Consider the following 12927-nt stretch of genomic DNA (forward strand, 5'->3'; position numbering starts at 1 on the left):
CTGGTCAGTGGGCAGGCGGCGTCCGTCTGCGTCCATTTCAGTCCGAAACAAGGAGGGACGTATCATGAGCAAGTTGATCACCACACTCGTTGCGGGAGTCGCGGCTCTCACACTGTCGGGCGGCGCTTTCGCACAGACGGCTGGCGGCGCGAACGGTGGCGGTACTTCAGGAAGCACGGCCAGTCCGTCCAATCAAATGCAAGCCCCGACGGGCGGCTACGGCACGCCGGGCACCACCAATTCCGAAAGCGGAATGGGCATGAAGGCGCCCAATTCGGGTTTGCCGAGCAATAACAACGGCAGTGTGACCGGCACCACCGCTGCACCTTCGAGCAATAACACGCTGGCGACGCCGAGCGTGAAGTCGCCGGCCGCGCAATAGCGGCCTGCAAGACGAGGGACGCAAAGCTATTGCGTCCCAGTCGTACCGATTATCTTTCGACCAGCGCGGTCGCGCTGTTATCGTGACGCGTGGCCGCCATTCTTCCCACGAGTGCCCGGAGAGCCTTGCTCAGAGGGCGCTCCATCGCGCGATAGACAACATAGCCGACCAGCGTCGATGCAATCACCAGAAAAAGACATGCGATATCCCCTTGCAAAGCTCTGGATTTGTCGAAATGTCCGAGGGCGCGAGCAAATATCGGTACTGTGAGGGTGTGAGTCAGATATATCGAATAAGACGCATCTCCGACGGAAAGAAGAACGAATTTTGGAATCCACCCATTTGCCGATTCCCAAAAAACGAGTCCTGCCACCAGCGAGGCAGAAGGAATGCCGGCGAGTATGAATCGGTTCTCCATTTCGGCCGTAATGGGTGACATGGCGAGTCCAAAAATCCCGGCCGCGACCAAGGCGGCAGAAAGCAGCTTGGGAAACTTCATTCCACGCGTATAAATCCAGCCGATCATGCAGCCGAAAACAAACTCGAGCATCATTGGGTTCGTGATGAACCGCAAGTAAAACGCATCCGGCTGAATCAGAAGTGATCCAATGCCCAGTGTCATGAAGATGGCCACCACGCAATAGCGCATCGGACGTTCAGCGAAACACAATGAAATTGCAAAGACTACGTAGAAGAACATTTCATACGTCAGCGTCCATCCAACATACAGGACAGGATATGAATGACCTGCGTCCCTGACTTCGTAAGGAAGAAAGAGATAGGACGTAATGGTTCGGGCGATGCTGAATTTTTCCTTGTTGAATGCCGAAGGCGCGAGCAGTAGCAGCATTACCATCAACGTGGTCAGAATCCAGTACATCGGCGCAATGCGCATCAATCGCGCAAGCATGAATTTTTGAGCGGATTCGATGCCTCGCGGTCTGTTGGCCGTAGTCAGTACCATCACGAAGCCGGAAATCACGAAGAAGATATCGACGCCCGCCATGCCCCAGACGGCAAACCCCGATGTATATTCGGGCGCCCAGCCGGACATTTTCAGGGAGGCGACAGAGTGAAACGCCACTACAAGGCCGGCGGCGATGCCTCTCAGTCCTTGCAGAGAATCCAGTTTGGTCATGGATAACCTCTTTGCAGATTCCCGGTGCGATATTTCTCGCGTCGCCGTTATGACGATCGCACCGATGACTATCGTTTAGCGCGTACCCTTCCAGATTATGTCGAGCGGCCAGGCTTGCATCGCTCCTGACGGATTACGCCAAGGAATTGGCATGTAGTGGCAACAGTGCGCGACGCCTCCACTGGAGGCGCGGCTTCAATACGAATCCCCAAAGTAGAACGCGGACAACTCCCGTACGATTGAATCGAAGAAAACCGGGTCGAGAGCGTGCCCCATGCAATCGATGACTCGCAGCGTCGCACGCGGCACGGCGGCCGCGGCCCATCGGCCATGCTCCACCGGAAAGATCGGATCGTCGCTACCTTGAATGATCAGCACGGGCGCGTCGATCAATCCAAGTTGCTCCCTCGTCAGCGCCGGCGTTGCTTTCTGAGCCAACGCATGATTGCTGTTGTTGGCCAGTGTCGGCTGCAATCCATCGGAGCGCAGCAGCGGACGCTCGGCAAATGCTTTTCCCAGGCGTTGCCACGCGCTCTCGTCGAAAGGTGACCTTGGTCCTGCTGCCAACCGAAAATTTTCGATAAACCGTGTCGCGACTTCTTCGACGCTTGTCGGCGGGTGTGCGTTCAGTGCGATGACATTCGCGATGTAATCCGCAGCGGGACGCGGCAACTCTCCCGGTCTCTCCGGTGCTCCCGCGAAGGCATCGTTCTTCGGCCGCATGTCGGGCGAAGACATGATGGTGCAGAGCGTCGTTACCCGTTCGGGTTTCGACAGCGCCATCCCGTAACCGACAACACCGCCTTGCGAGAGCCCGACGACATGCGCCTTCGCGATTCCAATGCCGTCGAGCACGGCGAAGGCGTCTGCAGCCAGATCGTCGAGCGTATAGGGCGATGTGCCGAAATCAAGGTAGGTCGACAGCCCGGTGTCGCGCGCATCGAAGCGGACGACGAACAATCCCGTTGAAGAAAGCAGATTGCAAAAGGCATCCGGCCAGACGAGACCGGGCGCGCTATTGCCCATCACGAGCAGGACCGGTGGTGCTTCGCTGTCTCCAAACTCATCGTAAAAGAGCGTTATCTGACTGCCGCGCGTGGTCGTGCTCTTGATCACGAGGCGTTCTCCAATTGACCGAAGGCGAATCGTCTGGGGTATTCGAAGTAAGCGAATATCCGGGGTATCTGCGAATTTTGCGCATTGCTGGCACGATTCCAACCACGCTGTTAGATTACCGTGCAACAGAATCGTTGATCGAGAGACTACGATGACTGACAAACATGCTTCCCCGCGGTCGCCCTTTCCTGCGCTGATCCTCATCGCGGCCATCGTCGCCGCGCTGGTTGCGGCCTTTGCCTATACGGCCGGCTGGCTCACGCCGCATCGTCTCACGCCCGCGAAAATCGTCGGCAGTCTTGCGCCGCCCGGCGGCGCGGTGCCGGGCTTCAGGCGCAATCACGCCAAGGGCATCTGCTTCAGCGGCGATTTCGAATCGAATGGCTCGGGCGCAGCGCTTTCCAAGGCCAAAATGTTCGCGTCGGGCACGTATCCCGTCACGGGCCGCTTCAATCTCGCGACGCCGGACCCGAAAGCATCCGACGCGATGGCGCGCGTGCGCGGCCTCAGCCTGCGCATCGCGTTGCCCGATGGAAGCGAATGGCGCTCCGCGATGATCGATGCCCCGTTCTTTCCCGTCGCGACACCGCAAGCCTTTTACGAATTGCAACGCGCGCTCGCGAACAAGAACGATCCCGAGTCGATGCAGAAATTCGCCACCGCGCACCCGGAGATCGGTGCGTTCGGCGCGTGGGCGGGCAGCGCGCCGTGGACGGCCTCGTATGCGGACGAGCGTTACAACAGCCTCAACAGCTTCGTCTTCACGAACGCGGAAGGGCAGAGCCAGACGGTGCGCTGGTCCTTCATTCCGGCTGCGAAGCCTGAGAACCTGACGCCGGATGAGCTGAAGCAGAAGGGCGCGAATTTCCTCGATGCCGAGATCACGCAGCGCGTGCAGAGCGCGCCGCAACGCTGGGCGATGGTCGTCACCGTCGCGAATCCCGGCGATCCCACCGCCGACCCGAGCAAGGCCTGGCCGGAAGACCGGCACACGGTGGAAGTGGGCACGCTCGTTGTCAAGACCATCGAGCCGGAGCCTGACGGACCGTGCCGCGATATCAATTTCGACCCGACCGTGTTGCCATCCGGCATGCGCGTTTCCGACGATCCATTCCCCGCCGCGCGCTCGGCCGCCTACTCGGTATCGTTCAACCGGCGCACCGCAGAGGACAAGGATTACCCGCACACGCCTGCGCAAGGAGCCACGCAATGAACGCGATCACCGGGCGATTCTCGCCGCTGCAACGCGCCCTGCACTGGATCATGGCGATTTGCATCCTCGCGATGCTGTTCATCGGCGTCGGCATGGTGTCGACGGTACGGCCGGATTATCTGACGCTCGTGTCGATTCACAAGCCGCTCGGCGCCGCGATACTCGTGCTTGCGTTGATTCGTCTCGTCGTCAGAATCACGCGCGGCGCGCCGCCGCTGCCCGCCGACATGCCCGCGCCGATGAAACTCGCCGCGTACCTGTCGCATCTGGCGTTCTATGCGCTGATGATCGCGTTGCCGCTGCTCGGTTACGGCATGCTGTCCGCCGCGGATTATCCGATCGTGCTGCTCGGCGTGCACGTGCCTTCGCTGTTGCCGCATAGCAATGCGTTGCACACGCTGCTGTGGAACGCGCATCGCTTTCTCGCGTTGTGTTTCTTCGCGTTGATCGTCGTGCATCTTGCCGCTGCGCTGTTTCATGCGCTCGTGCGGCGCGACGGCGTTTTTCATGCGATGGCGCCGTGGAAGTAAGCGCGATGCTTCAAGGGCGCCGCTGCTGCACGACCTGAGCGAGTGCCCGCACCCCCGGCTCGATCAACTCCGCGCGTATCGCTGAAAAGCCCATGCGAAAGCATCGCTGACCATCGGCGGGATCGGCGAAGAACACGCTGCCCGGTTCGATCAGCACGCCGAGCGCCTGCGCGTCCTTGGCGAGCCGTGTCGCGTCGAGCCAGGGCGGGCCTTCCACCCAGCACGAAGCGCCGCCCGTCACTTTCGATGCGCGCAACTCCGGCAAATGCTTTGCGAGCGCATCCATCAGTACTTCCGCGCGTTCCTTATAGACGCGCCCCAGCTTGCGCAACAGCGTGTCGTGATGACCGAGCGCGAGAAAAGTCGCGAACGCGCGCTGAATGTACGCTGCCGGATGCCGGATCATCAAGCGGCGCAGCGCGCGCAATTCGCGCATCAACGTGCGCGGCGCGACGATATACCCGAGCCGCAAACCCGGCGCGAGCGTCTTCGACAACGAGCCGATATACACCACGCGCTCCGCCGTATCGAGGCTCTTCAACGCCGGATGCGGCGTGCCCGAAAACGTGTTCTCGCTTTCGTAGTCATCCTCGATGACGATGAAATCATGCTTCACCGAAAGATCCAGCAACCTGCGCCGCCGCTCGATCGGCATCGTCACGGTCGTGGGGCATTGATGGCTCGGCGTGACATACACGTAATCGCACGACGCGATCGCGTTTTCATCGTCGATGACCGCGCCGTCTTCATCGATATCCAGCGGCACGATCTGCGCGTTGTGATGCTGGAAGATATTGCGCGCATCGGGATAACCGGGGTTCTCCATGCCCACTTTCGTCTGCGCGCCGCATAACAGGTCGCCGATCAGATACAGCGCCTGCTGACAGCCGTTCGTCACGACGATCTCGTCCGGCATCGCGAACACGCCGCGACGTGGCAGCACGCGCGTGCGAATCTGCTCGACGAGTGTCTCGTCGTCGCGCTCGATCAGGTCGGGCGCCCAGTTGCGGATTTCCATCACCGACAAACCGTGCATGCAGCTCTCGCGCCAGTCGCTCGTCGGGAAGAGCTCGGTATCGAATTGCCCGTAAATGAAGGGATATTCGTAGCTCTGCCAGTTCGACGGCTTGACGATATTGCGCTGGTTCGATGGTGCGTGTCTGATGCGCGCGCTCCAGTCGGGATGACCTTGCTGCGTCTCGATGACCGGCGTGTCGGACAGCCCTGTCGCGGTGAAGCCGCGCTGCAATTCATCCGTGGCCGGATTCACGAAATGACCGCTGCGCTCGCGCGAGACGAGATACCCTTCCTCGACGAGCTGCTGATACGCGAGCACCACGGTATTGCGCGACACGTTGAGCTGATCGGCAAGCTCGCGGCTCGAAGGCAGAGCGGAATCGGGCGCGATATGACCGCTCAGGATCGCATTGACGATCATCTGGCGGATCTGGTTCTGCAAGCTCATCCCCGAGACCCGCGAGCGCTCGAAGAGCTGCGCCCAAAGCGTGGCGGTTGGGCGGGTCGGCATGCATGTCTCCTGCTGAAGTTCTGTCGATGTTGAGATATTACGTGCGGCTTGCACGCAAGGCCAGCGCAGACGATCAGCCCACCGAGAACGCCATCTCGCGCCGCTGCCTCAGCCCGACCCACGCCGCCGACAGCGCGCTGATGATGCCCGCCGCGAGGCAATACGTCGCGATCATCCACGGATCGCCGCCGTTGCGCTGCAAGAGCCACGTTGCGACGATCGGGCTGATGCCGCTCGCGAAGATGCCCGAGAACTGATACACGAACGAGATGCCCGAATAGCGCACTTTCGCATCGAAGAGTTCGGAGAAGAGCGCGGCTTCAGGACCATAGATCGATGCATACACCACGCCCAGCGGAATCACGACCGCGAGCCACGCGAGCATCGTATTGCCGCCGCTGTTCTTCATGAGCCAGAAGCCGAAGAACGCGGAAAGCCCCGTCGCGAGCGATCCCCAGAAGTAGATGCGCGCACGCCCGACGCGATCCGACAGGCGCCCGAAAAACGGAATCGTGAAGATCATCACGAAGGCCGCGACCATCACGCCGAGCAGCGCATCGGTGCGTTGCAGATGCAGCGTGCCCGTCAGATAGGAAATCGAAAACACGCCGAACACGTTGAAGAACACACCGTCGATGAAACGCGCGCCCATGCCCGCAATCGTGTTGCCCGGATACTTCGAGATCACTTCGACGATCGGCATGCGCGATTCGCTGCCGGTTCGCTGAATGCGCGCGAACTCGGGCGTTTCCATCACGTTCAGGCGGATATACATGCCGATTGCGACGAGCGCGAACGACAGGAAGAACGCGAGCCGCCAGCCCCAGGCGAGGAACTGCGCATCCGTCAGCGTGAGCGACAGGCCCGCGACCACGCCCGATGACAGGCACAGGCCGAGCGCGAGGCCGATCTGCGGAATGCTCGCGTAGAAGCCGCGCTTGTTCTCGGGCGCATATTCGAATGCCATCAGCACCGCGCCGCCCCATTCACCGCCAAGACCGATGCCTTGCAGCACGCGCAAAAACAGCAGCAGCGACGGCGCCCAGATGCCGATCTGCGCATAGGTCGGCACCATGCCGATCAACACCGTCGCGAAGCCCATGATCGAAAGCGTCATCACGAGCATGCTCTTTCTGCCGACGCGATCGCCGAAGTGGCCGAAGATCACGCCGCCGAGCGGCCTGCTCAGAAAGCCGACGGCGAAGGTGCCATAGGCGAGCATCGTCGAGATGAGCGGATCGCCGCTCGGGAAATACAGCTTGTTGAAGACAATCCCGGCGACCACGCCGTATAGAAAGAAGTCGTACCACTCGATCGTCGCGCCGATCAGACTCGCGACGACGACACGTCTCATCTGCTTGCCATCGGTTCGGGGCAGTGCGTTCATGGTTTGTCTCCGTGATGTGTGAGACTTGTGATCAGTCTCTGTGGCCTGCATGGGCCATGGGCTTTTGCACAACGACTTCGGGCACGTCTTCCACGCGCGTGACGTGCTGATAACGCTGATCTTCGAGAATCATGTCGGCGGCTTTTTCCGCGATCATGATGACGGGCGCGTTCGTATTGCCCGATACGAGTTCCGGCATGATCGACGCATCGACTACGCGCAGGCGTCCGATGCCGCGCACTTTCAGGCGCGCATCGACGACGGCGAGCGCGTCGCTGCCCATCTTGCAGGTGCCTGCCGGGTGATAGATCGACTGGCTGAACTTGCGCGCGACGTCGAGCAGATCGGCGTCGGACTGATAGCCCGAACCGGGAATGAATTCCGACACGATATGCTTCGCAAGCGACGGCGCAGCGGCAATGCGGCGCGCCACCTTGATGCCGCCGATCACGACAGGATGATCGCGTTCGTCGGAAAGGTAGTTCGCGTGAATGGCGGGATAGTGCAGCGGATCGTTCGAACGAATCTCGACGCTGCCGCGGCTGTGCGGCCGCAACTGGCACACCGACGACGTGAACGCCGAAAACGGATGCGCGCCCTGGCCGGGCTTGTCGGCGGAAAGCGGTTGCATGTGGAACTGAATGTCGGGACGCGCGACATCCGGCGACGAGCGCGTGAAGATCGCAACCTGGCTCGCCGCGAGCGTGAGCGGTCCGGTGCGCGAAATCGCGTATTGCAGGCCGATGAGCGCCTTCTTGAGCGGATTGTTGACCTCATCGTTCAGGGTGCGCTCGCGCGTCTTGAAGACGAGTCGCACTTGCAGATGATCCTGCAGGTTTCGGCCGACACCTGGCAGTTCATGTTTGATCTGAACGCCCGCATCGCTGAGCACGCTCGAAGGTCCCACGCCCGAATTCTGCAGAATCTGCGGCGAACCGATCGCACCGGCTGCGAGAATCACTTCGACACGCGCACGCACCGTCTTCACGACGCCCTCATGCATGTATTCGATGCCGACGGCCTGCTTGCCGTCGATCAGCACCTTGCGTGTCTGCGCGCGCGTCTGCACGACCAGATTGCGCCGATCGCGCACCGGCTTGAGGAAACCCTTCGCGGTGCTCCAGCGCATGCCCTTGTAAGCCGTCTGCTGAAAGTATCCAACGCCTTCCTGCGTCGCGCCGTTGTAGTCCGCGTTGAACGGAATGCCGATCTCCTGCGCCGCCGCGATGAAGTGATCGGCGATCGGACGACGCAAGCGCAGGTCCGATACCTTCAACGGCCCGCCCGCGCCGTGATATTCGCTCGCGCCGTGCTCCTGATCTTCCGACTTCCTGAAGTAGGGCAGCACATCCCTGTAACTCCAGCCCGCGTTGCCGAGTTCGGCCCAGCGGTCGTAGTCCTCGCGCTGGCCGCGCACGTAGAGCAGCCCATTGAGCGAACTGGAGCCGCCCAGCACCTTGCCGCGCGGCCAGTCGATGCTGCGTCCGGCGACAGCGTCGTCCGGCTCCGTGCGATAGCACCAGTCGAGCTCGGGATCGTGCATCGTCTTGAAGTAGCCGACGGGAATGTGAATCCACGGATTCGTATCGGCGCCGCCCGCTTCGAGCAGCAGCACGGTATTGCCCGGATCGGCGCTCAGCCGGTTGGCGAGCACGCATCCTGCCGAGCCCGCACCGACGATCACGTAATCGACTTCCTGCTGCATGACACCTGTCTCCTGAAGTCTTCTTATGGAACGAATCGCTTCGTTTGCGTTTCGTTCAATGTGGAAGAAGCGGGCAAGGATGCCAAGAGAAAAACGCGGAAGCTCGCGAAAGTGAAACGGAAAATGCGAATTCCGATTCAGAATTGAGAGGGTGATTCGGGTTGTCCCTGAGTCTACTTTATTGATTCGATATCCGAACGATCGGTGTTGCGGCGCGTCAGAATGTGGCCGTGAGTTCGCCTGCGGCTTCCTGAAGGCGCGGCACGAACGTGAGCGCGCGCGACAGCGCCATGCGCGACACCGGCCCATGCACGGCGATGGCCGCGATGCATTTACCGCGCGAATCGAATACCGGCACGGCGACGCACGCGATACCCAGCACGAACTCTTCGTTATCGACGGCGATGCCCTTGTGCGCAATGCGATCCAGTTCCGCTTCCAGCAGGTTCGGATCGTCGAGGGTATTGGGCGTGAAGCGTTCCAGCCGCATCGCGCGGATCAGCGCGGCGCGTTCCTCGCGCGGCATCGTCGAGAGCAGCAGCTTGCCGCTCGCGCTGCAATGCGCGGGAACATGCGAGCCGGGCTTGAGTTCCAGCCGCAGCGCCCACGGCGATTCGCAGCGGTCGAGATAGAGCACCTGCGTGTCGTGCAGCGTGCTGAGGTTGCAGGTCTCGCCGAGATCGGCGACGAGGCGCTCCAGAATCGCATGACGCTGCCGTCGCGCGCCGCTGTGCATCATCACGTCGACACCCAGCCGTTCGAGGCGCGGGCCGATCACGTAGGCGTTCTTCTGGCCCGGCTCGCGCGCGACGAAGCCGCCCGCTTCGAGCGATTGCAGCATGCGATGCAGCGACGCCTTCGGCTGCTCGATGATGTTCGCGAGTTCCGCGAGCGAAAGCGCGCTTTTTGCCGCCACGAGATGTTCGAGCACGCTGAATGCGCGCAGCGTGGGCGTGTCGGCACGCGCGGCGCTATCGATGAGCGGCGCGCTTTCCGTCGCTTCGGACTGAACGAACGCTTCGGTTTCGGCTCGCGTATCCATGATGTGCTCTCACATCGTCTGATGCCGTGCCGCTTGCGCCTGCACGCAGGTCACGGCGATCACGTGATAGATATCGTCGGCGCTGCAGCCGCGCGACAGATCGTTGGCGGGCTTCGCAAGCCCCTGCAGCAGCGGACCGATGGCCTTCGCGCCGCCGATGCGCTCCGCGAGCTTGTAGCCGATATTGCCCGCTTCGAGACTCGGGAAGATCAGCGTATTCGCATGCCCTTCGACCTTCGAGTGATGAACCTTGCGCATGGCGATTTCAGCGACGATGGCGGCGTCGAGCTGCACGTCGCCGTCGATCGCGAGGCCGGGGCGCGCTTCCTGCACGCGCCGCGTCGCGTCGATGACCTTGTCGACGGCCGCGTGATGCGCGCTGCCGCTCGTCGAGAACGACAGCATCGCGACGCGCGGGTCTTCCATCAGCAGGTTGCGCGCGCTGTCGGCGGCGGCCATCGCGATTTCCGCGAGTTGCTCCGCGTTCGGCTCGACGACGAGTGCGCAATCGGAGAAGATGAGGCCGCCTTTCATCGTATGAAAAGGCTCGCACAGCATCATCAGGAAGAAGCTGGAAACGAGCTTGAACGACGGCCTTACGCCGATGATCTGAATGGCGTTGCGCACCACATCCGCCGTCGTGTTGACCGCGCCCGACACGGAGCCGTCCGCCTCGCCCGTGCGTACCATCAGGTTCGCGAAGCACAGCGGATCGAGCACGGCGGCGCGCGCCTGCTCGGGCGTCATGCCTTTTTTCTCGCGCAGCGCGAAGAGTTCCCCGGCGAAACGTTCGCCAAGCGATGAATGAGAAGGATCGATCAACTCGATGCCTTCGAGATCGATGCCCGCGCCATCCGCGACCTGATACGTGCGTGCGCGTGCGCCCACGAGCACGATGCGCGCGATGCCTTCCTGCTGCGCGCGTGCCGCCGCCTGAAGCACGCGCGTGTCTTCGGCTTCGGAGAGAACGATACGCATCGGCAGGTCGCGTGCCTGATCGATGATGCGATGCATGGCTTTCATGGCGGGCCTGTTGTGACGGAAAGAAAACGCCGCTCCGGGCTCGGAGCGGCGTGGACGGGACTTACACGTAGTCCTTGTACTTGTCGAGCGTGCGCACCGGCTTCGAGAGCGCATCGCGGCGGAACGGATCACCGAGCTCGCGCGTGCACATGATCTCGATGATCGTCGTCTTGCCGTGATTCATCTGCAGATCGATGGCCTTCTTCAGTGCCGGACCGACATCCTCCAGCTTGTCGACGACGATGCCTTCCGCGCCCATCGCCTTGGCGATCTCGGCGAAGCTCTGGTTATCGAGTTCGCCCGCGACGAAGCGGCGGTTATAGAAGTCGACCTGATTCTTCTTCTCCGCGCCCCATTGACGGTTATGGAACACGACTGCCGTCACCGGAATGTTATGGCGCACGCAGGTCATGGTTTCCATCAGGCTCATGCCCCACGCGCCGTCGCCCGCATACGAAACGGCCGGACGATGCGGTGCCGCGACCTTCGCGCCGATGATCGTCGGGAACGCGTAGCCGCAATTGCCCCAGCTCATCGCCGCGAAGAAGCTGCGCGGCTTGTTGAAGCGCAGATAACTGTTCGCGACCGAGTTGATGTTGCCGATATCGGTCGACACCATCACGTCTTCCGGCATCGCCTTTTCGAGTTCGCGCAATACCTGGCGCGGATGCAGATACTGGCCGCCGCTGAACGGCTTCTCGTTCTTCTGCTCTTCGATCATGTCGAGGCTGTACGCGTCGCGCTCGTGGGTCCAGTCGTCGAGCTCCTTCTCCCATGCGGCCTTTTCAGATGCGATGGTCTTCGCGCGGGCGTCCTTGCTCGCGTCGCAGTCGAGCTTGCGATCCGCGAGGCGTTGCGTCAGTGCGATCGCGGTCGCTTTCGCATCGCCGCAGATGCCGACGGAAATCTTCTTCACGAGGCCCAGCATCTTGTGATCCGCGTCGATCTGGATGACCTTCGCTTCCTTCGGCCAGTAATCGAGACCGTGCTGCGGCAACGTGCCGAACGGCCCGAGACGCGAACCGAGCGCGATCACGACATCGGCCTGGCTCAGCAACTTCATCGCGGCCTTCGAGCCCTGATAGCCAAGCGGACCGCACCACAGCGGATGATTCGCCGGGAACGAGTCGTTGTGCAGATAGCTGTTCACGACCGGCGCGCCGAGACGCTCGGCGAGTGCCTTGCATTCCTCGATGGCGTCGGACATCACCACGCCGCCGCCCGAAATGATGACGGGGAATTTGGCCTGCGCGAGGAGATCGGCCGCTTCGTTCAGGCTCTGGTCGCCGCCAGCGCCGCGATCGAGACGCTGCGGCTTGGGAATCTCGACCTTCACCTGGCCGTAGAAGTAGTCGCGCGGAATATTGAGCTGCGTCGGACCCATTTCCGACATCGCGCGATCGAAGCAACGCGCCGTGAATTCGGCCATGCGCGCCGGGTGCGTGACGTGACCCTGGTACTTCGTGAATTCCTGGAACATCGGCAATTGCTTGGCTTCCTGGAAGCCGCCGAGACCAATGCCCATCGTGCCCGCTTCCGGCGTCACGATCACGACCGGGCTGTGCGCCCAGTACGCCGCCGCGATGGCCGTCACGCAATTGCTGATGCCCGGTCCGTTCTGGCCGATCACGACGCCGTGACGGCCCGACACGCGCGAGTAACCGTCGGCCATGTGGCCCGCGCCTTGTTCGTGCACCACGGGAATCAGGCGGATGCCGGCGGGCGCGAAGATGTCCATCGCGTCCATGAAGGCCGAACCCATGATGCCGAACATCTCGGTCACGCCATTGGCGGCGAGCGTTTCGACGAATGCTTCGGACGGGGTCATCGACTGCGGACCGGCGGGCGCCGCGCTGGCGGCGG

General features: G+C 61.8%; 11 protein-coding genes. 3 read left to right on the plus strand and 8 right to left on the minus strand.

Annotated elements, in window-relative coordinates; translation table 11 throughout:
- Positions 1–64: 64 nt before the first annotated feature.
- Complete coding sequence (locus BTHE68_RS27420) at positions 65–382, plus strand: hypothetical protein (RefSeq protein WP_162069457.1); 318 nt, start codon at positions 65–67, stop codon at positions 380–382.
- A 49-nt stretch (positions 383–431) separates the two neighbouring features.
- Here the strand turns inward: BTHE68_RS27420 and BTHE68_RS27425 are convergent, their stop codons facing one another.
- Together BTHE68_RS27425 and BTHE68_RS27430 are read right to left on the minus strand one after the other, a co-directional pair.
- On the minus strand, positions 432–1520 hold the full coding sequence (locus BTHE68_RS27425; protein WP_162069458.1) for an acyltransferase family protein: 1089 nt from the start codon (positions 1518–1520) through the stop codon (positions 432–434).
- A gap of 195 nt (positions 1521–1715) precedes the next feature.
- On the minus strand, positions 1716–2636 hold the full coding sequence (locus BTHE68_RS27430; RefSeq protein ID WP_162069459.1) for an alpha/beta fold hydrolase: 921 nt from the start codon (positions 2634–2636) through the stop codon (positions 1716–1718).
- Positions 2637–2787: 151 nt separating this feature from the next.
- On the opposite strand from BTHE68_RS27430, the gene BTHE68_RS27435 reads away from it, so the two are divergent.
- Positions 2788–3849 carry a catalase family peroxidase gene (locus BTHE68_RS27435; protein WP_162069460.1) on the plus strand — a complete coding sequence of 354 codons (1062 nt, stop codon included), beginning with the start codon at positions 2788–2790 and terminating at the stop codon, positions 3847–3849.
- Positions 3846–4379 (plus strand): cytochrome b, encoded by a 534-nt coding sequence (locus BTHE68_RS27440; protein WP_162069461.1) that lies wholly within the window; start codon positions 3846–3848, stop codon positions 4377–4379. The genes BTHE68_RS27435 and BTHE68_RS27440 overlap by 4 nt, the downstream gene beginning before the upstream one ends.
- 10 nt (positions 4380–4389) lie before the next feature.
- Here BTHE68_RS27440 and pdxR read toward each other — a convergent pair whose 3' ends face one another.
- The 6 genes from pdxR to xsc all read right to left on the minus strand — a co-directional run bounded on the left by pdxR (position 4390) and on the right by xsc (position 12892).
- Positions 4390–5907 (minus strand): MocR-like pyridoxine biosynthesis transcription factor PdxR, encoded by a 1518-nt coding sequence (gene pdxR, locus BTHE68_RS27445; RefSeq protein WP_162069462.1) that lies wholly within the window; start codon positions 5905–5907, stop codon positions 4390–4392.
- A gap of 73 nt (positions 5908–5980) precedes the next feature.
- The gene (locus BTHE68_RS27450; protein WP_162069463.1) at positions 5981–7294 is read right to left on the minus strand and encodes an MFS transporter; all 1314 of its coding nucleotides are present in this window, start codon (positions 7292–7294) and stop codon (positions 5981–5983) included.
- Positions 7295–7325: 31 nt separating this feature from the next.
- Positions 7326–8999 carry a GMC family oxidoreductase gene (locus tag BTHE68_RS27455; protein ID WP_162069464.1) on the minus strand — a complete coding sequence of 558 codons (1674 nt, stop codon included), beginning with the start codon at positions 8997–8999 and terminating at the stop codon, positions 7326–7328.
- Between the two features lie 217 nt (positions 9000–9216).
- Positions 9217–10041 carry an IclR family transcriptional regulator gene (locus tag BTHE68_RS27460; protein ID WP_232078110.1) on the minus strand — a complete coding sequence of 275 codons (825 nt, stop codon included), beginning with the start codon at positions 10039–10041 and terminating at the stop codon, positions 9217–9219.
- A gap of 9 nt (positions 10042–10050) precedes the next feature.
- Positions 10051–11064 carry a phosphate acetyltransferase gene (pta, locus tag BTHE68_RS27465; RefSeq protein ID WP_162069465.1) on the minus strand — a complete coding sequence of 338 codons (1014 nt, stop codon included), beginning with the start codon at positions 11062–11064 and terminating at the stop codon, positions 10051–10053.
- Between the two features lie 61 nt (positions 11065–11125).
- The gene (gene xsc, locus BTHE68_RS27470) at positions 11126–12892 is read right to left on the minus strand and encodes a sulfoacetaldehyde acetyltransferase (RefSeq protein WP_162069717.1); all 1767 of its coding nucleotides are present in this window, start codon (positions 12890–12892) and stop codon (positions 11126–11128) included.
- Positions 12893–12927 lie beyond the last annotated feature (35 nt).

It is taken from the genome of Burkholderia sp. THE68, assembly GCF_009938265.1.
Lineage (GTDB): Bacteria > Pseudomonadota > Gammaproteobacteria > Burkholderiales > Burkholderiaceae > Caballeronia.

Coding starts and splice junctions, on each gene's coding strand:
- BTHE68_RS27420 (WP_162069457.1), top strand. CDS start 65: ATGAGCAAGTTGATCACCACACTCGTTGCGGGAGTCGCGGCTCTCACA.
- pta (WP_162069465.1), bottom strand. CDS start 11,064: ATGAAAGCCATGCATCGCATCATCGATCAGGCACGCGACCTGCCGATG.
- pdxR (WP_162069462.1), bottom strand. CDS start 5,907: ATGCCGACCCGCCCAACCGCCACGCTTTGGGCGCAGCTCTTCGAGCGC.
- xsc (WP_162069717.1), bottom strand. CDS start 12,892: ATGACCCCGTCCGAAGCATTCGTCGAAACGCTCGCCGCCAATGGCGTG.
- BTHE68_RS27425 (WP_162069458.1), bottom strand. CDS start 1,520: ATGACCAAACTGGATTCTCTGCAAGGACTGAGAGGCATCGCCGCCGGC.
- BTHE68_RS27435 (WP_162069460.1), top strand. CDS start 2,788: ATGACTGACAAACATGCTTCCCCGCGGTCGCCCTTTCCTGCGCTGATC.
- BTHE68_RS27460 (WP_232078110.1), bottom strand. CDS start 10,041: ATGGATACGCGAGCCGAAACCGAAGCGTTCGTTCAGTCCGAAGCGACG.
- BTHE68_RS27440 (WP_162069461.1), top strand. CDS start 3,846: ATGAACGCGATCACCGGGCGATTCTCGCCGCTGCAACGCGCCCTGCAC.
- BTHE68_RS27455 (WP_162069464.1), bottom strand. CDS start 8,999: ATGCAGCAGGAAGTCGATTACGTGATCGTCGGTGCGGGCTCGGCAGGA.
- BTHE68_RS27450 (WP_162069463.1), bottom strand. CDS start 7,294: ATGAACGCACTGCCCCGAACCGATGGCAAGCAGATGAGACGTGTCGTC.